The sequence below is a fragment of the Brevundimonas faecalis genome, assembly GCF_040549405.1.
GTDB classification, from domain to species: domain Bacteria; phylum Pseudomonadota; class Alphaproteobacteria; order Caulobacterales; family Caulobacteraceae; genus Brevundimonas; species Brevundimonas faecalis.
The window spans coordinates 194,959-215,227 of sequence record NZ_JBEPTF010000003.1 but is presented as its reverse complement, the minus strand read 5'-3'; the positions used below and the strand labels follow the sequence as shown (position 1 = coordinate 215,227).

At 67.6% G+C, this 20,269-nt stretch carries 26 protein-coding genes and 1 tRNA gene; 4 read left to right on the top strand and 23 right to left on the bottom strand.

Annotation, left to right across the window (positions count from 1 at the left end; translation table 11 throughout):
- Positions 1-94 precede the first annotated feature (94 nt).
- Both ABIE19_RS11920 and ABIE19_RS11915 read left to right on the top strand, forming a co-directional pair.
- Positions 95-349, top strand: coding sequence for a transglycosylase (locus ABIE19_RS11920; RefSeq protein WP_354089416.1), 255 nt, complete (start codon positions 95-97; stop codon positions 347-349).
- Positions 349-561, top strand: coding sequence for a DUF2842 domain-containing protein (locus tag ABIE19_RS11915; protein ID WP_354089415.1), 213 nt, complete (start codon positions 349-351; stop codon positions 559-561). Before ABIE19_RS11920 ends, ABIE19_RS11915 begins: the two co-directional genes overlap by 1 nt.
- Positions 562-619: 58 nt before the next feature.
- Here ABIE19_RS11915 and ABIE19_RS11910 read toward each other — a convergent pair.
- From ABIE19_RS11910 to ABIE19_RS11880, 7 genes are all read right to left on the bottom strand, one after another.
- Positions 620-696, bottom strand: a tRNA-Pro gene (locus ABIE19_RS11910).
- A 71-nt stretch (positions 697-767) separates the two neighbouring features.
- The gene (locus tag ABIE19_RS11905; RefSeq protein WP_354089414.1) at positions 768-1,184 is read right to left on the bottom strand and encodes a MerR family transcriptional regulator; all 417 of its coding nucleotides are present in this window, start codon (positions 1,182-1,184) and stop codon (positions 768-770) included.
- A gap of 6 nt (positions 1,185-1,190) precedes the next feature.
- On the bottom strand, positions 1,191-1,499 hold the full coding sequence (locus ABIE19_RS11900; protein ID WP_354089413.1) for an integration host factor subunit alpha: 309 nt from the start codon (positions 1,497-1,499) through the stop codon (positions 1,191-1,193).
- 74 nt (positions 1,500-1,573) lie between these two features.
- Positions 1,574-2,551: a beta-ketoacyl-ACP synthase III gene (locus ABIE19_RS11895; RefSeq protein ID WP_354089412.1), complete on the bottom strand. Its 978-nt coding sequence runs from the start codon at positions 2,549-2,551 to the stop codon at positions 1,574-1,576.
- On the bottom strand, positions 2,548-3,624 hold the full coding sequence (gene plsX / locus ABIE19_RS11890) for a phosphate acyltransferase PlsX (RefSeq protein ID WP_354089411.1): 1,077 nt from the start codon (positions 3,622-3,624) through the stop codon (positions 2,548-2,550). Before plsX ends, ABIE19_RS11895 begins: the two co-directional genes overlap by 4 nt.
- A 95-nt stretch (positions 3,625-3,719) precedes the next feature.
- Entirely contained in the window at positions 3,720-4,256 is a 537-nt protein-coding gene (locus ABIE19_RS11885; protein ID WP_354089410.1) for a YceD family protein, read from the bottom strand.
- Positions 4,253-4,744, bottom strand: a complete 492-nt coding sequence (locus ABIE19_RS11880) for a ubiquinol-cytochrome C chaperone family protein (RefSeq protein ID WP_354089409.1) — start codon at positions 4,742-4,744, stop codon at positions 4,253-4,255. The genes ABIE19_RS11885 and ABIE19_RS11880 overlap by 4 nt, the downstream gene beginning before the upstream one ends.
- Before the next feature lie 128 nt (positions 4,745-4,872).
- On the opposite strand from ABIE19_RS11880, the gene bamE reads away from it, so the two are divergent.
- Positions 4,873-5,352, top strand: coding sequence for an outer membrane protein assembly factor BamE domain-containing protein (gene bamE, locus ABIE19_RS11875; RefSeq protein WP_354089408.1), 480 nt, complete (start codon positions 4,873-4,875; stop codon positions 5,350-5,352).
- 94 nt (positions 5,353-5,446) lie between these two features.
- Here the strand turns inward: bamE and ABIE19_RS11870 are convergent, their stop codons facing one another.
- The 13 genes from ABIE19_RS11870 to hemA all read right to left on the bottom strand — a co-directional run bounded on the left by ABIE19_RS11870 (position 5,447) and on the right by hemA (position 16,437).
- Positions 5,447-7,597 (bottom strand): sodium-translocating pyrophosphatase, encoded by a 2,151-nt coding sequence (locus ABIE19_RS11870; protein WP_354089407.1) that lies wholly within the window; start codon positions 7,595-7,597, stop codon positions 5,447-5,449.
- A gap of 181 nt (positions 7,598-7,778) precedes the next feature.
- Complete coding sequence (locus tag ABIE19_RS11865; RefSeq protein ID WP_354089406.1) at positions 7,779-8,207, bottom strand: hypothetical protein; 429 nt, start codon at positions 8,205-8,207, stop codon at positions 7,779-7,781.
- A gap of 51 nt (positions 8,208-8,258) precedes the next feature.
- Positions 8,259-9,248: a thiamine-phosphate kinase gene (gene thiL / locus ABIE19_RS11860; RefSeq protein ID WP_354089405.1), complete on the bottom strand. Its 990-nt coding sequence runs from the start codon at positions 9,246-9,248 to the stop codon at positions 8,259-8,261.
- Entirely contained in the window at positions 9,235-9,729 is a 495-nt protein-coding gene (gene nusB, locus ABIE19_RS11855) for a transcription antitermination factor NusB (RefSeq protein ID WP_354089692.1), read from the bottom strand. Before nusB ends, thiL begins: the two co-directional genes overlap by 14 nt.
- Before the next feature lie 38 nt (positions 9,730-9,767).
- Positions 9,768-10,229: a 6,7-dimethyl-8-ribityllumazine synthase gene (ribH, locus tag ABIE19_RS11850; RefSeq protein ID WP_354089691.1), complete on the bottom strand. Its 462-nt coding sequence runs from the start codon at positions 10,227-10,229 to the stop codon at positions 9,768-9,770.
- Positions 10,226-11,362, bottom strand: coding sequence for a 3,4-dihydroxy-2-butanone-4-phosphate synthase (ribB, locus tag ABIE19_RS11845; protein ID WP_354089404.1), 1,137 nt, complete (start codon positions 11,360-11,362; stop codon positions 10,226-10,228). Before ribB ends, ribH begins: the two co-directional genes overlap by 4 nt.
- Positions 11,359-11,949 carry a riboflavin synthase gene (locus ABIE19_RS11840; protein ID WP_354089403.1) on the bottom strand — a complete coding sequence of 197 codons (591 nt, stop codon included), beginning with the start codon at positions 11,947-11,949 and terminating at the stop codon, positions 11,359-11,361. The genes ribB and ABIE19_RS11840 overlap by 4 nt, the downstream gene beginning before the upstream one ends.
- A gap of 88 nt (positions 11,950-12,037) precedes the next feature.
- Positions 12,038-12,667, bottom strand: coding sequence for a bifunctional diaminohydroxyphosphoribosylaminopyrimidine deaminase/5-amino-6-(5-phosphoribosylamino)uracil reductase RibD (gene ribD, locus ABIE19_RS11835; protein ID WP_354089402.1), 630 nt, complete (start codon positions 12,665-12,667; stop codon positions 12,038-12,040).
- Positions 12,667-13,140, bottom strand: coding sequence for a transcriptional regulator NrdR (nrdR, locus tag ABIE19_RS11830; protein WP_354089401.1), 474 nt, complete (start codon positions 13,138-13,140; stop codon positions 12,667-12,669). Before nrdR ends, ribD begins: the two co-directional genes overlap by 1 nt.
- Positions 13,141-13,153: 13 nt before the next feature.
- Complete coding sequence (glyA, locus tag ABIE19_RS11825) at positions 13,154-14,446, bottom strand: serine hydroxymethyltransferase (protein WP_354089400.1); 1,293 nt, start codon at positions 14,444-14,446, stop codon at positions 13,154-13,156.
- 116 nt (positions 14,447-14,562) lie between these two features.
- Positions 14,563-14,964, bottom strand: coding sequence for a GFA family protein (locus tag ABIE19_RS11820; RefSeq protein ID WP_088412131.1), 402 nt, complete (start codon positions 14,962-14,964; stop codon positions 14,563-14,565).
- A gap of 64 nt (positions 14,965-15,028) precedes the next feature.
- Positions 15,029-15,211 (bottom strand): DUF6898 family protein, encoded by a 183-nt coding sequence (locus ABIE19_RS11815; protein ID WP_354089399.1) that lies wholly within the window; start codon positions 15,209-15,211, stop codon positions 15,029-15,031.
- Positions 15,211-16,437 (bottom strand): 5-aminolevulinate synthase, encoded by a 1,227-nt coding sequence (gene hemA / locus ABIE19_RS11810; RefSeq protein ID WP_354089398.1) that lies wholly within the window; start codon positions 16,435-16,437, stop codon positions 15,211-15,213. The genes ABIE19_RS11815 and hemA overlap by 1 nt, the downstream gene beginning before the upstream one ends.
- A gap of 159 nt (positions 16,438-16,596) precedes the next feature.
- On the opposite strand from hemA, the gene ABIE19_RS11805 reads away from it, so the two are divergent.
- Complete coding sequence (locus ABIE19_RS11805) at positions 16,597-17,682, top strand: agmatine deiminase family protein (RefSeq protein WP_354089397.1); 1,086 nt, start codon at positions 16,597-16,599, stop codon at positions 17,680-17,682.
- A 33-nt stretch (positions 17,683-17,715) separates the two neighbouring features.
- Here the strand turns inward: ABIE19_RS11805 and mmsB are convergent, their stop codons facing one another.
- The 3 genes from mmsB to ABIE19_RS11790 all read right to left on the bottom strand — a co-directional run bounded on the left by mmsB (position 17,716) and on the right by ABIE19_RS11790 (position 20,223).
- Positions 17,716-18,615, bottom strand: a complete 900-nt coding sequence (gene mmsB, locus ABIE19_RS11800) for a 3-hydroxyisobutyrate dehydrogenase (RefSeq protein ID WP_354089396.1) — start codon at positions 18,613-18,615, stop codon at positions 17,716-17,718.
- Between the two features lie 82 nt (positions 18,616-18,697).
- Positions 18,698-19,447: a class I SAM-dependent methyltransferase gene (locus ABIE19_RS11795; RefSeq protein ID WP_354089395.1), complete on the bottom strand. Its 750-nt coding sequence runs from the start codon at positions 19,445-19,447 to the stop codon at positions 18,698-18,700.
- Positions 19,448-19,476: 29 nt separating this feature from the next.
- Positions 19,477-20,223, bottom strand: a complete 747-nt coding sequence (locus ABIE19_RS11790) for a class I SAM-dependent methyltransferase (protein WP_354089394.1) — start codon at positions 20,221-20,223, stop codon at positions 19,477-19,479.
- Positions 20,224-20,269 lie beyond the last annotated feature (46 nt).

Below are 20,269 nucleotides of genomic sequence, written 5' to 3'. Positions count from 1 at the left end.
ACCCACCGTGCGACCGAGGCGGTATGCCCCCCAAGCGCGGCAAGATCGAGTCGCTTTCGACGCCAAGGCGTCGCATCAACCTGAAGGAGCGCCCGTGGCGCCATATGCGGATATCTCCGTCGCCGTCGTCGGCGCCCTGGCCCTGGCCTGGATCGCCGACCTGCTGACGGGCCGGCGCGGGCTGGGCGGAACCATCCTGGTCGCCGCCATGGGCGCGGCCTGCGGCGCCTTCCTGGCCATCCGCGTCTTCGGCGTGGCGACCCTCAGCGACTGGATCTGGATCGTCTGGTCCATGATCGCCGCCGCCGTCTGCCTGGTCGCCTACTTCCTGTTCCGGAGCAAACGCTGATGCCGGCCCGCGCCCGCCGATTCGTCGCCACGATCGGCGTCGTCCTCTTCCTGGCCTTCTGGGTCTGGGGGGCCGTGACCATCAACGACCGCCTGCCGGACATCTGGTGGCTGGACCTGATCTTCTTCACCGTGGCCGGAATGGGCTGGGGGCTGCCCCTGATCCCCTTGCTGCGCTGGGCCGAACGGGAGCCGGGCGCGAAGAAGGGCTGAATTGCAAAAGGGGCCGCCCGAGGGCGGCCCCTTTAACCAACCGATTTCCTTGCGGAAATGGTCGGAGCGACAGGATTCGAACCTGCGACCCCTTGACCCCCAGTCAAGTGCGCTACCAGGCTGCGCCACGCTCCGAAGGCGCTCCCTATAGACGGCGATTCCGCAGTCCGCAAACGCTAAAACGCTCTTTGAACAACAAGTTCGCCCTAGCGGCCCAGAACCGCGTCCAACCGGGCCTTCGCCGACTCCAGATCAGCCAGAACTGCGCCCAGGCGTGCGGCGTCAAACGGCGCCGCAGCGACAGCGACGACAGGCTCGCGCTCGACATCCGCATCGATTTCCAGCGCCGTGGTCGGATCGCCATAGGCCGCCAGGCGAGCCAACCCCTGTTCCTTGTGCAGGCGCTGGACCCCGCGAATGGTCAACCCCTCGTCATGCAGCAGGCGACGGACGCCCTTCAGCACCGTGACATCCTCCGGCCGATAGAAGCGACGGCCGCCCGCGCGCTTCACCGGGGTGATGAAGTCGAACTTCGTCTCCCAGAAGCGCAGCACGTGCTGCGGCGCGCCGACTTCGTCAGCGGCCTCGGAAATGGTGCGAAAGGCGTTCGGGCTTTTGGCCACCTCGGTTTAGTCCTCGACGACCGCGTCGTGCACCCGGCTCTTCATGATCTGCGAGGCGCGGAAACTGATGACCCGGCGCGGATTGATCGCCGCCGGTTCGCCGGTCTTGGGGTTGCGACCCATGCGGGCGCGCTTTTCGCGGACCTGGAAGACGCCGAATCCGGACAGCTTCACCGTTTCCCCGCGCTCCAGGGACTCGACCACCAGCTCAAGCGTGCGTTCGACGAGTCCGGAGCATTCCTGGCGCGACAGGCCCACTTCTTCGTGGACCGCTTCGCACAAGTCGGCCCGGGTGAGGGTTTGTTGTCCCGTCACTGCGTCTCTCCGCTGTCAGTTCGCACGCATAAAAGGGCAAAAACGCGCCGAATCAAAGGGCTGAATTACAGACCCTAGAAACGGAAGGCGCAGGCGCCCCAGGTCAGACCGCCGCCCATGGCCTCGATCACCACCAGATCGCCGCGCTTGATGCGTCCGTCCTGGATGGCCGCATCCATGGCCAGGGGAATGGAGGCGGCGGAGGTGTTGGCATGCAGGGCGACGGTCGAAACCACACGGTTCTCGTCCAGACCCAGGCGCTCGCCCACGCCCTTGATGATGCGCTGGTTGGCCTGGTGCGGCACGAACCAGTCTATCTCCGGGATGGAGATCCCGGCCGCCTCGGTCGCGCCTACGATGGCTTCGGATATGTTGACCACGGCGTGGCGGAAGACCTGGTTGCCCAGCATCCGCAGGTGGCCGACCGTTCCGGTCGTCGCCGGACCGCCGTCGACATAGAGCATGTCGGCCTTGGTCCCGTCGCAGCGCAGGGCGAAGCCCAGCACGCCCTGATCGGCCTTGGTCCCCTGCCCCTCGCGCGGCTCGACGACGAAGGCGCCGGCGCCGTCGCCGAACAGCACGCAAGTCGTGCGGTCGGTCCAGTCCATCAGCTTGGTCATCTCTTCGGCGCCGATGACCAGGGCGCACTTGGCCATGCCCCGCGCCACGAAGCCGTCGGCCACGCTCATAGCATAGACGAAGCCTGAACAGACGGCCTGGATGTCGAAGGCGATGCCGACCGGCGCGCCCAGCTTGCGCTGGACGATGGCGGCGGTGGCGGGGAAGGTCTGATCCGGCGTGGTGGTGGCCACGATGATCAGGTCCACCTCCTCGGCCGTGCGGCCTGCATGGGCCAGGGCGCGACGCGCCGCCTCGACGGCCAGGTCGCTGGTCGGCTCGTCCTCACGGGCCTGATGACGCTGACGGATGCCGGTGCGCTCGACGATCCACTCGTCAGAGGTGTCGACGAAGGTCGCCAGGTCGGCGTTGGCGACGACCTTTTCCGGCAGGAAGGAGCCGACGCCGGTCACGGCGCTGCGGATAACGCTCACTGTTGGGTCTCCCCGGGGGTTTCAACCTCAGCCACAGGCTCGTCCAGAACGGCCGCCAGCCGCCCCAGATTGGCCCCCACCTTGGTCATGTAGTCGCTGCGCGCCAGGTTGACCGCGACGCGAATGGCGTTGGCGTAGCCCTGGGCCGAGGCGCCGCCGTGGCTTTTCACCACGATGCCGTTCAGGCCTAGCAGCGGACCGCCGTTGACGGCGTTGGTGTCGATCCGCGCCGACATGCGCTTCAGCGCCGGCATGGCGATCAGGGCGCCCAGCTTGGCCATCGGACCGGAGGTCAGGGCCTCCTTCAGCAGGCCCGAGATGAAGCGGGCCGTGCCTTCGGCTGTCTTCAGGGCGATGTTGCCGGTGAAGCCGTCGGTCACGACCACGTCCACCGTCCCCTTGGCGATGTCGTCGCCCTCGACGAAGCCGTGATAATTCAGGGGAATGCCGCCGGCGCGCAGGACGGCGTGGGCCTCACGCACCTCGTCGTGGCCCTTCATGTCCTCGGAACCGACGTTCAGCAAACCGACCGTCGGCTTGGCCACGCCGTGCACCGCCGCCTGGAAAGCCTCGCCCATGATGGCGAATTCGATCAGTTGCTTGGCGTCGCTGCCGATGTTGGCGCCCACGTCCAGCACGGCCGTATAGCCGCGCGTCGTCGGCCAACTGGCGACGATGGCCGGGCGTTCCAGCCCGTCCGCCGCCATCCGCAGGATCAGCTTGGAAATGGCCATCAGGGCGCCGGTGTTGCCGGCCGAGACCGCCGCCTGGGCCTCCCCCGTCTTCACGGCCTCGACCGCGTTCCACAGGCTGGAGCCCTTGCCCCGGCGCATGGCCTGGGCGGGCTTCTCGTCCATGGCCACCACCTTGTCGGTGTGGCGCACGTCGCAGACGGCGTCCGTCAGGCCGCAGCGGGCCATTTCCGCGCGAATGGCGGCCTCGTCGCCATGCAGCAGGAAGCGCACGCCCTCGCCGTCGTAACGCGCCAGATAGTCTTTCACGCCGCCGACCACGACCGAGGGACCGTGGTCCCCCCCCATGGCGTCAAGCGAGATCAGTGTTGGGGATGCCAAGTGGAAAGGGTCTCCGTCGCCGTCTTTCGCGGCGCTTCATATGGACGCAGGACTTAAGGATTACATCCTTGGGATGCTACCAGGCGGACCTTAGGTCAACCTTCGGCCGATCCGTCGCGGGGCCGCAGAGCCTTCAACGCCGCGAAAGGCGAGATTTCAGCGGGTTCCTCCGGCTGTTCGAACACCGCCCCCGGCTTGCGCGGGAAGGGATCGAGATTCAGCGCCAGTTGCTCGACCGCATACTGGCCCAGGTCCAGACGACCGTCCTCGATGCGATCCGGCGAATCATCGTCTAGTTCCAAATCGATCTCGGCGTCCTCGTCCTCCTGCTCTTCCTCGGTCGCTTCGACCATCTGGATGGAAAAGGCGCTGTCGACGGCGACCGGCAGGGGCTCCAGCGTCAGGCCGCAGGTCTGGACGGCGTCGGCGACCACCCGTCCCTTTATCCGCCAGCCGCTGGCGGTCGGCAGGATGTCGAAGTCGACCTCGAACCGATCCAGGGCCTGAAGATCCAGGGCGCGGGCGACCCGGGCGCGCGCATCGGCGTCCGGCGTCAGACGACGCTTCAGCCCGGCGCCGATCTGATGCAGGCGCAGCGGTTCGCTGTAAGGCAGGGGCGGCAGGTCCGTCATACCGTGATCTCCGACCAGTTCGGCGCCTTCGACAGGGCGTCAAACGGTTGCTCTGTCAGGCGTTTCAGGGATTCGACCGCGTAACGCGCCAAGGGGCGTCCGGTCTCGACGTCGGCGCTCTCGAAGACGTTCTTGGCCAGTCCGGCGGCAAGGCCGTCCGCGTCGCCGGCTCTCAGGAAGGCCTCATAGGCGTTCATGCGGCCATACAGGGACTCGCCCAGCTTGCGCATCTTCTTGCCCACCGAGATGTCGCCGACGCCCAGCTCCCGCAGGGTGTTGTCCAGTGAGGAGACATAGGAATCGAACAGCTTCTGGGCCATGACTTGGCCGCGCTCTCCGTCCGCCTGCTTCAACCGCAGGAAAAGAATCAGCACGTGCAGGGTGTAGAGCTCGAACCGGGAATCGATGCGGTCGGCCACGCCCATGGTGGTGTAGAAGGCGGGCTGGCGGGCCTGCGCGACAGCCAGGGCGTACAGGGCGTCGCCCATTCGCTCGTCCGGACGCTGTCGAAAGAGATGTTTCAGCATGATTTCCTCGGCCCCTTTTCCGCCGCGCCGTTGCACTAGGACGCAGCGCCGGTTAGGTCAAAGACCTTGTTCTGCTGAGGCCCTCGCTGATGCCCCGATATACGACTGTTTTCGCCGCCCTCGCCCTGACCGCCGCGCTCGGCGCCTGCGCGCCCGTCGTCGCGACCCAGGGCTTCCAGGCGGTCGACGCCAAGCCGCAAGAAGTAGCCGTCGGCACGGACACCAAGGAAACCGTCCTGGCGCGCCTGGGTTCGCCCTCGACCACTTCGACCTTCGAGCCCGAGAGCGTCTGGTATTATTTGACCCAGACGACCGAGCGATACACCTACAACAAGCCGGAAGTGTCGCAGCGAACGGTGACGGAAATCACCTTCAACAAGACTGACGACAAGGTCGCCGCCGTGCGCACCCTGTCCCTCGCCGATGGCCGCGACATCCGCATGGAACGCCGCGAGACCCCGACCCGCGGCCGCCAGCTGTCGATCATGGAGCAACTGCTCGGCACCGTCGGTCAGGGCCAGTTGCCCCGCACCGAGGACAATGTTCCCGGCCAGCGTCGCCCGGACTAAGCGCAGCCCCAAGGTCGCGAACGACCGCGCCGCGCCGAAAGACAACGCCCCGGAGATCTCTCTCCGGGGCGTTTCTCATTCAACGAACAGATCCCTAGACGATCTTGCCGCTCGCCAGCACCGCCAGCAGCAGCAGGGCCACGATGTTGGTGATCTTGATCATCGGGTTCACCGCCGGGCCTGAGGTGTCCTTGTAGGGATCGCCCACGGTGTCGCCGGTGACGGCGGCCTTGTGCGCCTCGGAGCCCTTGCCGTGAGTCACGCCGTTCTTGTCGGTGAAGCCTTCCTCGATCACCTTCTTGGCGTTGTCCCAGGCGCCGCCGCCCGAGGTCATGGAGATGGCGACGAACAGGCCCGTCACGATCACCCCCATCAGCATGGCGCCCAGGGCGGCGAAGGCGTTGGCCTTGTCCGGCTGGATGAACAGCACCACCACGAACAGGACGATCGGCGACAGGACCGGCAGGAGAGACGGCACGATCATCTCGCGGATGGCCGCGCTGGTCAGGATGTCCACCGCCTTGCCGTACTCGGGCTTGGTCTGGAAGGTCATGATGCCGGGGTTCTCGCGGAACTGACGCCGCACCTCGGCCACGACGGCCTCAGCCGCGCGCCCCACGGCCGTCATCGACAGACCGCCGAACAGGAAGGGCAGCAGCCCCCCGAACAGCAGGCCGACCACGACATAGGGGTTGGACAGGTCGAAGGCGACCGCGCCCATGCCGTGGAAGAAGCTGCCCGGCGTCGCTTCAGCCGAGAAGTGCTTCAGGTCCTCCACATAGGCCGCGAACAGGACCAGGGCCCCCAGGCCGGCCGAACCGATGGCGTAGCCCTTGGTCACGGCCTTGGTGGTGTTGCCCACCGCGTCCAGCGCATCGGTCGAGACGCGGACCTCCGGCGGCAGTCCCGCCATCTCGGCGATGCCGCCCGCGTTGTCGGTGACGGGACCGAAGGCGTCCAGGGCCACGATCATCCCCGCCACGCCCAGCATGGTGGTGGTGGCGATGGCGATGCCGAACAGGCCTGCCAGTTGGAAGGCCGCGACGATGCCGACGATGATGGTCAGGGCCGGAAGCGCCGTGGATTCCAGCGACATGGCCAGACCCTGGATGACGTTTGTGCCGTGGCCCGAGACCGAGGCGTTGGCCACCGACTTCACCGGCCGGAAGCCCGTCCCGGTATAGTATTCGGTGATCACCACGATGGCCGCCGTCACCAGCAGGCCGACGACGCCGGACCAGAACAGGTTCATGGGCTGGATCAGCAGGCCGCCCGAGGTCTCGACCGCACCGGGGATCATGGAATTGATCACCCACCAGACCGCGCCGACAGACAGGACGCCCGTCACGATCAACCCCTGATACAGGGCCCCCATGATGTTGCCGCTCTTGCCCAGACGGACGAAGAAGGCGCCGATGATGGAGGTGACGATGCAGATGCCGCAGATGGCCAGAGGCAACAGCATCAGCACATCCACATAGGGCTGATTGCGGAAGAAGATGGCCGCCAAGACCATGGTCGCCACCGTGGTGACGGCATAGGTCTCGAACAGGTCGGCAGCCATGCCGGCGCAGTCGCCGACGTTGTCGCCCACATTGTCCGCGATGGTGGCGGCGTTGCGGGGGTCGTCTTCCGGGATGCCGGCCTCGACCTTGCCCACCATGTCGCCGCCCACGTCGGCGCCCTTGGTGAAGATGCCGCCGCCCAATCGCGCGAAGATGGAGATCAGCGAGGCGCCGAAGCCCAGGGCCACCAGGCCGTCGATGACCTCGCGGCTGGAGCCTTCAAGACCCAGGCCCTGCGTCAGCACCGCATAATAGCCCGAAACGCCCAGAAGCGCGCCGCCCGCCACGAACATGCCGGTGATGGCGCCCGAACGGAAGGCGAGGTCCAGCCCCTTGGAGAGGCTTTCGGAGGCCGCCTGGGCCGTGCGGACGTTGGCCCGCACCGAGATCAGCATTCCGGCGAAGCCCGCGGCCCCCGAAAGCACCGCCCCGATCAGGAAGCCGAGCGCGGCCCAGGGCCCGATAAGCAAAAAGGCCGCGACCAAGATCACGACCCCTACGATACCAATCGTTGTGTACTGGCGCTTCAGATAGGCGGACGCCCCTTCCTGAATAGCCGCTGCGATTTCTCGCATCTTGTCGTTACCCGTACCGGCCTTGAGCAGGACGGCGGTCTGTACGGCGCCGTAAAGCACCCCCAGCACGCCGGCCGCTATGACCAGCCAAAGATAGTTCGTCATGGCGTTTCCAAACCCTTGTGCAACAAGCACACGGATCCTTGGCGCGGGCGGGCTTTGCGCCTCTCACCGCCTTCCGGTCCCCCCGTGCGCCTACGGACGCAACTTCACGTCCCCCGGGAATTGCGGCTTAACAGTGTCAAATGCGTCGCCATGACGCAACAGCGGTTTCCAAGCTTGGCTTTTATGCGCCCTGCATGCCGGTGCGGCGGCGCGGCGTCTGGCTGACCACCTCGACGCGAGCGACAGCGCCTCGGCCGATCAGGGTCGAGGCAGAACGGATCAGGCTGGCGCTCAACGCCGCCGTATCCAGAGCGACCCAGGTGTCCGGCAGGACGAAGGGCGTCCGGTGCGCCGCCCGCACCAGGGCGTCGCGCAGATAGGCCTCCTTGGCCCGCACCGCCTCGACCGTATGACCCGGCCCAAGATGCAGCTTCAGGACAATGAAGACATAGTTCCTGATGCGATTCTCGGTGATGACCGGCAGGCCCACCCCCGTCATGTTGACGAAGGCGGCGGCGGCGGGCGCGGCCTTTTCCGACGCATGGGCCGCGCCTGCGGCGACGGCGGCGGTCAGGACGGCTCCGGTCTGGATCAGGGCGCGGCGATGCATGGCCTCACCCTGCCCCCATGCGGTTAGGATTCCGTTGCCCCGGCCCAGCGTCTAGTCGTGGGTCCAGCCGGATCGGGTCGGTTTGATTTCCTGGCCCAGATACCGGACCGCCAGCCCCTTCCCTTCCGCCACCCGTCCGATCCGGGTCAGACGCAGATGGCGGCGATCCGCCTCGCGCCGCAGGGCGTTCTCGGCCCCGGCAGGCGCGGTCAGGACGATCTCATAGTCGTCGCCGCCGGTCGCCAGCAATTCCAGCGCGCCCTGGGGATCGACGCGGCTGTCCATCCAGGCCTGGGCCGCCGCCGACAGGGGCAAGACTTCCAGATCGATCTCAAGCCTGACGCGACCGGCCTCGGCGATATGGCCGGCGTCGGCCAGAAGGCCGTCGGACACGTCGGCGCTGGCGGTGGCCAGACCCCGCACGACGGGCGCGAACTCCAGGCGCGGCATGGGGGTGCGATAGGCCGCCGTCAGGGCGTCCATTCGCTCCGGCTCCAGCGTCAGCTTGTCCTGCAAAGCCTGCAGACCCAGCCAGCCGTCGCCGATGGTCCCGGTGACGAAGACCAGATCGCCCGGCCGCGCCCCCGCCCGGCTGACGGTCGAGGCCGACGGCGCCCACCCCATCAAGGTGGCGGAAAAGCTGGCCGGTCCCGGCGTCTTCACCGTGTCGCCGCCCAGCAGGGCGATGTCGAAGATGGCCTGATCGCGCCGTAGGCCGGCGACGAAGGCCTCGCGCTCGGGCCAGCCGCAGCGTTCGGACCAGTGGCAGGCCAGCAGATAGCCGAAGGGCTCGGCCCCCTTGGCGGCCAGGTCGGACAGGTTCACGCGCAGAAGCTTCTGCGCCACCGTGTCCAGGGGATCCTCGGGCAGGAAGTGCACGCCCTCCACGATCGCGTCCTTGGTCAGGACCAGATCATGGCCGGGACGCGAGGGCAGCACGGCCACGTCGTCGGCCAGCCCCCTCGCCCATTCCGGGTGCGCCAGCGGCCTCAGAAGCCGCCGGATGGTCTCGAACTCACCCGCGACGTCAATCGCGGGCATCACGCGCCACGCCGTCCAGCGCCGCGTTCACGAACTTCGCCTCAGCCTCGTCGAAGAAGGCCTTGGCCAGCTCGACATATTCGTCGATCACGATCTCACGCGGGACGTCGGGCTTGTGCTTCAGCTCCCAGGCGCCGCAACGCAGCAGGGCGCGCAGGGTCGCGTCCAGACGCTCCAGCCGCCAGTTGGAGGCCAGGCGCGCCTTGACGGCTTCGTCCACCGCGCGCTGATCCTCGACCACGCCGTGAACCACGGCGGAGAACCAATCCTCGTCGGCCTCGGCCAGGGGGGCGCCGTCGATGTCGGCGTCGAAGCGGTGGTTGCGGAACTCGCGAACCACGACCTCCACGCCCTCGCCCGCCAGCTCCATCTGGTACAGGGCCTGGACGGCGGCCAGGCGGGCGACCGTGCGGGCGCGGCGCTGGCGGCTGGTCAGTTGCGGCTCGGCGCGGGCTTTGTCGGCCTCGGCCAGTTGGGCCATGACTTCGGCGACGGTAGCCGGGGTGTTGGTCGGTTCGGTCACGAGCCCAGCCCTCCGCGCAGACGCTTGCGAATGGCGATCAGGTCCAGGCAGGCGCGGGCCGCGAAGCCGCCCTTGTCGCCCTCGCTGATGCGGGCGCGAGCCCAGGCCTGCTCCTCGTCCTCGGTCGTCAGGACGCCGTTGCCGATGGCCAGGCCCTTGAGGCCCAGTTGGGTGATCCCCGCCGCCGACTGATCGGAGACGATCTCGAAATGATAGGTCTCGCCGCGGATCACGCAGCCGAGGGCCACATAGCCGTCATAGCGCGGTGCGGTCGGATAGCGCCCGGCCTCCTCGGCCATGGCGATGACGGTCGGCACTTCCAGGGCGCCGGGCACGGTGACGACGTCGAACTGCACGCCTTGCGCGCGCAGGGCGTCCTTCGCCCCGTCCAGAAGGGCGTCGGCCAGTTCGTCGTAGAAGCGCGCCTCGACGATGAGGACGCGGGTGGGTTCGTTCAGGATTGGTCTTCTCCGTCCATATCGCGCCAGCCCACGATGCGCAGGCCGTAGCCTTCCAGCGCCGTCGGATTAGGCCGCGTCGAGCTCATCACGATCATGTCCTTGACGCCGAGGTCGAGCAGAATCTGCGCCCCGACGCCATAGGCTTTCAGCGAGCGATCCACGGCGGCGGGCTTGGCCACGCCGCCCAGCCGCTCGGCAAGGCCGTGCAGACCGGGGTCGCGCAGGAAGACGACGACGCCCGGCCCCTCCTGGGCCGCCAGCGCCTGCATCGCCTTCGGAATATAGTCCTGGCGGGCCTCGACATGGCCCAGCAGGTCGGCGGCGAAGTCGATCTGGTGCATCCGCACCACCGTCGGCTTCGTCGGGTCGATATCGCCGCGCACCAGGGCGATGTGTTCAGCGCCCTCGATGGTGTTGCGATAGAGGATCAGCTTGAATTCGCCGCCGTGGATGCTCTCGAACGGCGTCTCCAGCACCCGCTCGACGAAGCGTTCGGTGCGGCGGCGATAGGCGATCAGGTCGGCGATGGTGCCGATCTTCAGCCCGTGCAACTGGGCGAAGGCGACCAGGTCGGGCATACGCGCCATCGTCCCATCGTCCTTGATGATCTCGCAGATCACCCCGGCCGGGATCAGGCCGGCCATACGGCTGATGTCCACGGCCGCCTCGGTGTGGCCCGTGCGGACCAGAACGCCGCCGTCGCGCGCGACCAGCGGGAAGATGTGGCCCGGCGAAACGATGTCGTCGGCGCCGCGCGTGGGATCGGCGGCGATCTGAACCGTCCGGGCGCGGTCGGCGGCGGAGATGCCGGTGGTCACGCCTTCCTTGGCCTCGATCGAAACCGTGAAGGCCGTGCCCATGCTCTCACGGTTTTCGGCCGTCATCGGCGGGAGACGAAGCTGCTTGGCTCGCTCGCTGGTCACGGCCAAGCAGACCAGGCCGCGCGCATAGCGGATCATGAAGTTGATCTGATCCGGCGTGGCGAATTGGGCCGGAATGACGATGTCGCCTTCGTTCTCGCGGTCCTCGGCGTCGACCAGGATGTAGGGGCGGCCGTTGCGGGCGTCCTCCAGGATATCCTCGATCGGGCTGATCGGGCTGTCGGTGTTGTAGACGGCCAGTTTCATCATGCGGTCTCCTGCCAACGCGCGAGGTAGCGCGCCAGCATGTCGATCTCCAGGTTGACCCTGTCGCCGACCTGAAGGGCGCCGAGGGTCGTGGCATCCCACGTATGCGGGATGATGTTCACGTCGAAGCGACGCTCATGCACCCCATTCACCGTCAGGGAAACCCCATCGACGGTGATTGAGCCCTTGGGCGCGATGAATCTGTGCAGGGGGGCCGGCGCCTCGATCACGACCCGATGCGATCCGCCCTCCGGCGTGATGGAGACGACCTGCCCCAGGCCGTCGACATGGCCCGAGACGATGTGGCCGCCCAGTTCATCGCCCAGCCTGGCCGCGCGCTCCAGATTGACGCGCGCGCCCTCGACCCAGTCGCCCAGCTTGGTCTTGGACAGGGTCTCGCCCGAGACCTCGACCGCGAACCAGCCTTCGCCCTTTTCCGTAACGGTCAGGCAGCAGCCCGCGTGGCTGATGGAGGCGCCCAGGTCGATGGTCGTCGTGTCCCACACGGTCTCGACCTCATAGCGATGGTCGCGGTTGGTTTCACGGACGCTGCGGATGCGGCCGATGTCGGTGACGATGCCGGTGAACATTCTAGGCTCCGGCCCTTTCGGGCCCAAAAACAGGGTCTGAACAGTCTGAATCGTCTGAAAGCGACGGTCAGAGGCGGCCTGACGGGCGTCACGCTCGCGCGTAACGCTCCCACAGATCGTCCCCGACAGGCTCGACGTTCAGACGACGGAACTTGGGGGCGTCGGCCAGGTTTGCAAGCGCCAGGGAGGCGACGCAGGGCCGCCCCTCCCCGCCCAGCAGGATCGGCGCGCGAAACCATTCGACGGCATCCACGACGCCCGCCTGGATGAAGGCGGCGGCGACACGGCCCCCGCCCTCGATCAGGACGGAACCGATGTCGCGGGCGGCGAGCGCGTTCAGAACAGCCGATACGGCGGGACGGCCGTCGTCAGCGGCGGCGACCGTCACGACCTCGGCGCTTCCAACGGCGTGCGGCGTAGCGGTCGTCAGGATCAGGGTGTCGCCGCTCGCGATCTTGGCGGTCGCGGGCGTGCGCAGGCGGCTGTCCAGAACCACGCGCAGCGGATGGGCGCCGGCGTAGTCCGGAAGGCGGACCGTCAGCTCTGGATCATCGGCCAGCACGGTTTCGACGCCGACCAGGATGGCGTCATGGGTCGCGCGCAGTCGGTGGCCCTGCCGGCGCGCTTCCGGCCCGGTGATCCACCGGCTTTCGCCCGTGGCCGTGGCGATGCGGCCGTCCAGCGACGTCGCCAGCTTCAGGGTGACGCGCGGGCGCATCAGTCCTGGCCGGACTTGGTCTCGTCGAAACCCTCGTCGCCGAGGAATTTGGCGAAGTCGCCCGTATGGCGGAAGTCCTTGTAGACCGAGGCGTAGCGGACGTAGGCGACCTCATCGACGGACTTCAGCGCCTTCATGATGAAGTCGCCGACGATATGGGACGGGATCTCGGTCTCGCCCAGGCTTTCCAACTGGCGCACGATGCGGCTGACCAGCAGTTCGACCTGATCCGACTGCACAGGACGCTTGCGCAGGGCGATGCCCAGCGAGCGTTCCAGCTTGTCACGATCGAAGGGGGTGCGGCGGCCGTTCCGTTTCAGGATGACCAGTTCGCGCAGTTGCACCCGCTCGAAGGTGGTGAAGCGCCCGTTGCACTGCGGGCAGGACCGACGGCGACGGATGGCCGCGCCGTCGTCAGACGGGCGGCTGTCCTTGACCTGGGTGTCGGCGTTTCCGCAGAAGGGGCACTTCATCCGGTCGGGCCTCTTAGCGGTAGATGGGGAAGCGGGCGGTCAGTTCGCGCACCTGGGCGGCGACGCCCGCGACGACGGCAGGATCGGCTTCGTCGCCGCCGTTCATCGAGGAGACGACGTCGGCGATCCAGTGGCCGATCTGCTTGAACTCTTCCTCGCCGAAGCCGCGCGTGGTGCCGGCCGGGGTGCCCAGACGGACGCCCGAGGTGACGGTGAAGGGCGCGGTGTCGAAGGGCACGCCGTTCTTGTTGCAGGTCATCAGGGCCTTCTCGAGCTCATGCTCGGTGGCCTTGCCGGTCACGCCCTTGGGACGCAGGTCCACCAGCATCAGGTGGCTGTCGGTGCCGCCCGAGACGATGGCCAGGCCGCGCTCGACCAGAACGGCCGCCAGGGCCTGAGCGTTCTTGACGACCTGCTGAGCATAGCCCTTGAACTCGGGCTTCAGCGCCTCGCCGAAGGCCACGGCCTTGGCGGCGATGACGTGCTCCAGCGGGCCGCCCTGCAGGCCGGGGAAGACGGCTGAATTGATCTTCTTGCCCAGGTCCGCGTCGTTGGACAGGATCATGCCGCCGCGCGGACCGCGCAGGGTCTTGTGCGTCGTGGTGGTGACGACGTGGGCGTGCGGGATCGGGTCCGGATAGACGCCGCCTGCGATCAGGCCGGCGTAGTGGGCCATATCGACCATCAGATAGGCGCCGACCGAATCCGCGATCTCGCGGAAGCGCTTGAAGTCGATATGACGGCTGTAGGCCGAGGCGCCGGCCAGGATCAGCTTGGGCTTCTCCTTCTGGGCCATTTCGGCGACGTGGTCATAGTCGATCAGGTGGGTGTCTTCAGACACCTTGTAGGTCACGGGGCGGAACCACTTGCCCGACTGGTTGGCGGGCGAACCGTGGGTCAGGTGGCCGCCGCAGGCCAGATCCATGCCCAGGAAGGTGTCGCCGGGTTGCAGCAGGGTGAAGAAGACGGCCTGGTTGGCCTGGGCGCCCGAGTGGGGCTGGACGTTGGCGAAGGCGGCGCCGAACAGTTCCTTGGCCCGCTCGCGGGCCAGGTCCTCGGTGACGTCCACGAACTCGCAACCGCCGTAATAGCGGCGGCCCGGATAGCCCTCGGCGTACTTGTTGGTCAGGACCGAGCCTTGCGCGTCCAGCACCGCCTGGGAGACGATGTTTTCCGAAGCGATCAGCTCGATCTGCTCCTTCTGGCGGCCAAGCTCGCCCTGGATGCCGTTGAAGATCGCCGGATCGGCGTCGGCGAGGCTCTTGGAGAAGTAGGCGTCGTGGGTGAAGGCGGTCACAGGCGGCATCCCGAAGGCTGGAGGCGAAAACGGCGCCCCTATCTAGGCCGCGTCGTCGAACACCACAACATCTAGGGGGATGCGAGGCCGCCGCCCACGTCATCGCGGACGGCGGCGGAAATCGCCTACCAGTTGTTGCGGCCGTCCATCTGCTCGATCTTGATCGAGGACAGGTCCAGGTCGGGCGCCATGCGCAGATTGACCGCCGCGATGCGGGTCGAGGGCATGGAGCCGGGCTGATGCCCCTCCTTCGGCGTCCCGTCGGCGTTGTAGACCGAGCCCCAGTCCGGCGAGAAGCCGTGGGTGTTGCCGCCGCAGGTCGCACAGAAGTGATGGTGGTTCATGCCGTTGGGGGCGTAGTCGCCCACCGGCCCCGTCGCGGTGATCGTCAGTTCGTCCGGACTGTAGTAGCCCCAGACCGCGCCGGTCCGATGGCACCATGTGCAGTTGCAGGATGCGGCCTGCTTGGGCAGGTCCGGCGCCTCGATCTTCACGGCTCCGCAGTGGCAGGCGGCGGTCAGGGTCATGTGGGGCTCCTCCTCCATATCGAGAGGATAACCGCTTTCTGCTGTCAGAAAACGGCAGCAGCGCTCACATCTGGGTCAAGGCGCGCTTCAGCTTGGCCAGGGCGACGCGTTCGACGGACTTCGGCTCGTTGACCGGCCCCATGGCGCTGACCTCGCGGCCGGTGGCCACGTGGATCGCCGAGCACTTCACATAGGGGCCGTTGCGGACGAACTCGATGATCACCTCACCCAGTTCGGCGTCCTGCATCAGGCGGCGACCGGACGACGCGCCACGTTGCAGTGCGAGAACAGCTTGTCCATCGCATCGACCAGCTTGTCGATCATGCCGTCGTCATGGTTCGGCGACGGGGTGAAGCGCAGGCGCTCGGTGCCCTTGGGCACGGTCGGATAGTTGATCGGCTGGACGTAGATGCCGTGCTCTTCCAGCAGCATGTCCGAGATCAGCTTGCAGTGGACCGGGTTGCCGACGTGGACCGGGACGATGTGGCTGACGCTGGGCAGGACCGGGATGCCGGCCTCCAGCAGGCGGCGCTTCAGGGTCTCGGCGCGTTCCTGATGGGCGACGCGCAGTTCCGGGTGGGCCTTCAGGTGGCGCACCGAGGCCAGGGCGCCGGCGGTCAGGGCGGGCGGCAGGCTGGTGGTGAAGATGAAGCCCGAGGCCCAGCTGCGCACCGCGTCCACGATCACCGCATCGGCGGCGATGTAGCCGCCCATGACGCCGATGGCCTTGCCCAGGGTGCATTCGACGATGTCGATGCCGTCCAGGACGCCGTCGCGCTCGGCCACGCCCGCGCCGGTTTCACCATAGAGGCCGACCGCGTGGACTTCGTCCAGATAGGTCATGGCGCCGTATTTCTTGGCCAGGGCGATGGTCCCTGCGATGTCGGCGATGTCGCCGTCCATCGAATAGACGCTCTCGAAGGCGATCAGCTTGGGCGCCTCGGCCGGCGCGGCGGCCAGCAGTTGCTCAAGATGCTCGAGGTCGTTGTGGCGGAAGATGTGGCGCGGTCCGCCGCCGTGACGGATGCCCTCGATCATCGAGGCGTGGTTCAGGGCGTCCGAGAAGATGATCAGGCCCGGCAGTATCTTCTGCAGGGTCGACAGCGTCGCCTCATTGGCCACATAGCCCGAGGTGAACAGCAGGGCCGCTTCCTTCTGGTGCCAGGACGCCAGTTCGGATTCCAGATCGACCGCCGAGCGGGTGGTGCCGGAGATGTTGCGGGTGCCGCCGGCGCCGGCGCCGGTCTGGTCGATTTCGGCCTGCATGGCCTCGACCACCGTCGGATGCTGGCCCATGCCCAGATAGTCGTTGGAGCACCAGACCACGACGTCCTGTTCGGAGCCGTCCTCGCGGCGGCGGACCGCATTGGGAAACTGGCCGCGCACGCGCTTCAGGTCGGCGAAGACCCGGTAACGGCCCTCGCCGCGGACCTGGTCCACGGAGTTCTGAAAGGCGGACTTATAGTCGAACAAGACGGCGGTTCTTTCGCTTATGCAGCTTTCGCGGCCTAATTGCGCGCGAGGCTCGGTCTTGTCCATGTCGTGAGCAGGACAAATCGTCCCAAGTCGTTAATTGATAACGGTTCTCACCTTCGCTTGACCGCTTATTGCGAGCGCCTACCATCGCGCTGCATGAACAGACGCCAGATCATCCAGACAGGACTCGCGGCCGTGGGCGCCGGGACAGCCGCCTGCGCCGCGCCCGCCGCCCCTGCCCGTCGTTACGAAATGCCGATGGAAAGCGCGCCGCATCGGCGGACCCTGATGCAGTGGCCGGTCAGCGTCGATGTCTACGGCCCGCGCGACCTGGCGAGCGTGCAGGCGAACATCCTGTCGATCGCCAATGCGATCAGCGAGTACGAACCCGTGGCCATGATGGCGGCGCCCGGCGCGCACGGCCTGGACCGCGCCCGTTTCAGCGGCGGCGTCGAGTTCTGGGATATTCCGATCGACGACCTGTGGTGCCGGGACAGCGGCCCGACCTTCGTCAAGGATGCCGACGGCGGCCTGGCGGTCGCCCATATCCGCTTCAACGGCTGGGGCGGCAAGCAGGACAGCCGCAAAGACGCCCTGGTCGCCGAACGCGTCGCCCGACGCCTGAACCTGCCGCTGATCGACAGCGGGGTCGTGGGCGAGCAAGGGGGGCTGGAGCATGACGGCGCCGGGACCATGATGGCCCACGCCAGTTGCTGGGTGAACGACAACCGCAACCCGGGCCTGAGCGCCGACGAGATCGCGGAGCGGCTGGGCGCCGCCGTCGGCGCGAGCAAGATGATCTGGGCGCCGGGCGTGAAGGGCGCGGACATCACCGACTATCACATCGACTCCCTGGCCCGCTTCACCGGGCCGGGACAGGTGCTGATCCAGATCGACGACGAACTGGACCCGGACGATCCCTGGTCAGCCGCCGCTCACGAGACCCTGGGCGTGCTGCGACAGGCGACGGATGCGCGCGGGCGTCCGCTGGAGATCACGCGCCTGCCGGAACCCATCGACATTCGCGCGACCGGCGACGACTTCGTGTCGAGCTACGTCAACTACTATGTCTGCAACGGAGCGGTGATCGCGCCCCAGTTCGGGGATCGCCGGGCCGACGCGAAGGCGCACGAGATTCTGGCGGCCCTCTATCCGGGACGCAAGGTCGTGCCGTTGAACATCGACGCCCTCGGCGCCTCGGGCGGCGGCATCCACTGCGCGACGCAGCAGCAACCGGCCTGACCTTGTCGGTCAGGCCGGGCCGTCGATTGCGACTTACTGGGCCAGCGTGTCCAGGCGTCCGCGCAGCATCTGGACCATGGCGGAGAAGTCCTTGCCGCCGTAGCCGAGGCCGTTGAACAGGGAATAGAGGGCCTCCGCCTGGGCGCCCAGCGGAGTGGTGGCGCCGGCCTTGGCGGCGGCGTCCTGGGCCAGCTTGAGGTCCTTCAGCATCATGGCGGTGGCGAAACCGCCTTCGTATTCGCGGTTGGACGGGGCGGCCGGGACCGGACCAGCCCAGGGGTAGTAGTTGCTGACGCTCCAGCACTGGCCCGAGGACTTGGAGGCGATCTCGAAGAAGCGCTCCGGCTCCAGACCCAGCTTCTCGGCCAAGGCGATAGCCTCGCACGTGCCGATCATCGAAATGCCCAGCAGCATGTTGTTGCAGATCTTGGCCGCCTGACCCGCGCCGTGGTCGCCGGCGCGGATGGTGATGCGGCTCATCGGCTCCAGCGCAGGTTCGACGCGGGCGAAGTCGGCCTCGTCGCAGCCGACCATGAAGGCCAGGGTCCCGGCGTCGGCGGCGGCGGTGCCGCCCGAGACGGGAGCGTCGGCGAAGGCGTAGCCCGCCTCCTTGGCCAGACCGGCGACCTTGCGCGCCGTCTCCACGTCGATGGTCGAGCAGTCCAGCAGCAGGGCGCTGGTCGGGGCCGCGCCGATGACCTGTTCGGAATAGACACTGAGGACGTGCGGTCCGGCGGGCAGCATGGTGATGACCACCTCGGCGTCCTTCACGGCCTCGGCGACCGAGGCGACCGTGCGGCACCCGGCCTCGGCGGCGCGCTCCAGGGCGGCGGGCGACAGGTCGAAGGCGGCGACGTCATGCCCGGCCTTGGCCTGATTGGCGGCCATGCCCCCGCCCATGTTGCCGAGACCGATGAAGGCGATGCGAGTCATCTGTGCGTTTCCCTATTGGATTTTGAGGCAGGGTTAGCCCCTCCCCGCCCGCTTCGCCAGTCACCTGTTCGACAGTTTCGGCTCAGGCGGGTTTTCTGAACCGCAACATGAACTGGCTGGTATTGCCGCGAATGGACGGGTCGAAGACATTGGCCGTGCGCGGGTCGTCGGCGCGGGCCAGAAGATCGCTGGAGCCGTCGAGTACGAAGCCCGCCGCCTCGACCTCGCGCTTGACCTGATCCACGTCGATGCGGTGCAGGGTGTCCGGTGCGTCCGGTCCCGCGCCCGCCGCCGCATCATGGTCGATGACGACATAGAGGCCGCCGGGCTTCAGCGCCTTGAAGACCGCGGCGTTGACCCGCGCCGCCGTGTCCGCCGCGAAGGGCTTCAGGTGCAGGTCATGATAGTTCTGGGCCGTGAAGACCAGGTCCAGACCTTCGGGCCATTCCGGCGCGCCGATGGGCGAGCGGACGCCGTCCACATTGGCCAGGGCGTCGGCGGCGGTCAGGGCCTCGCCATAGCTGGCCTGGAAGCCGATGAACTCGACCGGCTGCCAGGCCGTGACGTGGCCCTGAGGCCCGACGGCGGCCGAGAACAGGCGGGTGAAGTAGCCGCCGCCGATGATCATGTCGCCGATCTTCTGACCCGGCTTCACCTCGGCGAAGGCCAGGGCGTCGGCGGCGTGGCGGGCCGCGTCGCGGGCGCGATCCTCGGTCGTGCGGACGGGACCGGCCAGGGCGGCTTCATAGGCGGCGGGCGCCGTCTGTGCCGAGACGACCGGCGCGGCCGCCGTCAGCGCGGCGACGACGAGAAGCGAAAGGAAGGGACGCATGGGCTATTCCTTCTGTGACGTCGACGGGTTCAGCGGGGCTTGCGGAAGCGATAGACGAACTGGTCCGTCTTGCCGCGAATGGCCTCGTCGAAGACGTTCAGGCTGTGGTCGTCGGCCGGATTGGCGACCGCCAGGCTCTCGGCCTCGAAGACGAAGCCCGCGGCCTCGACCTCCTTGCGAAGCTGGGCGCCCTCGATGCGATGCAGGGTTTCGACGGCGGTGATGCCCGCGCCCGGCGCGGCCTGATGGTCGATCACCACATAGACGCCGCCCGGTTTCAGCGCCTTGAAGATGTCCGCGTTCATCTTGGCCACGTTCACGCCGAAACGGGGGATGTGGAAGTCATGGTACTCCTGGCTCATGAAGACCATATCCAGGGGCGCGTCGAAGCTCATGGCGTCCAGGTCGCCGTTGACGCGGCTGAGGTTGGGATAAGCGGCGACCAGGGCGTCGGCGCGCGGGTTCTCGCGCTCGGCCGTGCGGTTCGGCACGAAGGCGTAGACATGGCCCTCGCCGCCGACAGCGCGGGCGAACAGGCGGCTGAAATAGCCCGCGCCGGGGCGAATGTCGGCGATGCGCCAACCGGGACGCACCCCGGCGAAGGCCAGCATCTCGGCCGGATGGCGCAGGGGATCGCGCGCGACCTCGTCGGCGGGGCGCAGGGGATCGGCGACAGCGGCCCGATAGGCGTCGGCGGACGGGGCGCTCTGGGCCAGGGCCGGCGCGGCGGCCAGCAGCAGGACGGAAACGGCGGCGGCGAGCAGGCGCGACTTCATAACAATCTCCCTCTGGACGCCCGCATAAGGCGCTCAGTCGAGGCCG

Bases quoted from the DNA above. Each gene is read 5' to 3' on its own strand.
- ABIE19_RS11915 (WP_354089415.1), top strand. From the start codon at position 349: ATGCCGGCCCGCGCCCGCCGATTCGTCGCCACGATCGGCGTCGTCCTC.
- ABIE19_RS11885 (WP_354089410.1), bottom strand. From the start codon at position 4,256: ATGACGGACCTGCCGCCCCTGCCTTACAGCGAACCGCTGCGCCTGCAT.
- ABIE19_RS11880 (WP_354089409.1), bottom strand. From the start codon at position 4,744: ATGGGCGACGCCCTGTACGCCCTGGCTGTCGCGCAGGCCCGCCAGCCC.
- bamE (WP_354089408.1), top strand. From the start codon at position 4,873: ATGCCCCGATATACGACTGTTTTCGCCGCCCTCGCCCTGACCGCCGCG.
- ABIE19_RS11870 (WP_354089407.1), bottom strand. From the start codon at position 7,597: ATGACGAACTATCTTTGGCTGGTCATAGCGGCCGGCGTGCTGGGGGTG.
- ABIE19_RS11865 (WP_354089406.1), bottom strand. From the start codon at position 8,207: ATGCATCGCCGCGCCCTGATCCAGACCGGAGCCGTCCTGACCGCCGCC.
- thiL (WP_354089405.1), bottom strand. From the start codon at position 9,248: ATGCCCGCGATTGACGTCGCGGGTGAGTTCGAGACCATCCGGCGGCTT.
- nusB (WP_354089692.1), bottom strand. From the start codon at position 9,729: ATGGCCCAACTGGCCGAGGCCGACAAAGCCCGCGCCGAGCCGCAACTG.
- ribB (WP_354089404.1), bottom strand. From the start codon at position 11,362: ATGATGAAACTGGCCGTCTACAACACCGACAGCCCGATCAGCCCGATC.
- ABIE19_RS11840 (WP_354089403.1), bottom strand. From the start codon at position 11,949: ATGTTCACCGGCATCGTCACCGACATCGGCCGCATCCGCAGCGTCCGT.
- ribD (WP_354089402.1), bottom strand. From the start codon at position 12,667: ATGCGCCCGCGCGTCACCCTGAAGCTGGCGACGTCGCTGGACGGCCGC.
- nrdR (WP_354089401.1), bottom strand. From the start codon at position 13,140: ATGAAGTGCCCCTTCTGCGGAAACGCCGACACCCAGGTCAAGGACAGC.
- glyA (WP_354089400.1), bottom strand. From the start codon at position 14,446: ATGCCGCCTGTGACCGCCTTCACCCACGACGCCTACTTCTCCAAGAGC.
- ABIE19_RS11820 (WP_088412131.1), bottom strand. From the start codon at position 14,964: ATGACCCTGACCGCCGCCTGCCACTGCGGAGCCGTGAAGATCGAGGCG.
- ABIE19_RS11815 (WP_354089399.1), bottom strand. From the start codon at position 15,211: ATGCAGGACGCCGAACTGGGTGAGGTGATCATCGAGTTCGTCCGCAAC.
- ABIE19_RS11805 (WP_354089397.1), top strand. From the start codon at position 16,597: ATGAACAGACGCCAGATCATCCAGACAGGACTCGCGGCCGTGGGCGCC.
- mmsB (WP_354089396.1), bottom strand. From the start codon at position 18,615: ATGACTCGCATCGCCTTCATCGGTCTCGGCAACATGGGCGGGGGCATG.
- ABIE19_RS11795 (WP_354089395.1), bottom strand. From the start codon at position 19,447: ATGCGTCCCTTCCTTTCGCTTCTCGTCGTCGCCGCGCTGACGGCGGCC.
- ABIE19_RS11790 (WP_354089394.1), bottom strand. From the start codon at position 20,223: ATGAAGTCGCGCCTGCTCGCCGCCGCCGTTTCCGTCCTGCTGCTGGCC.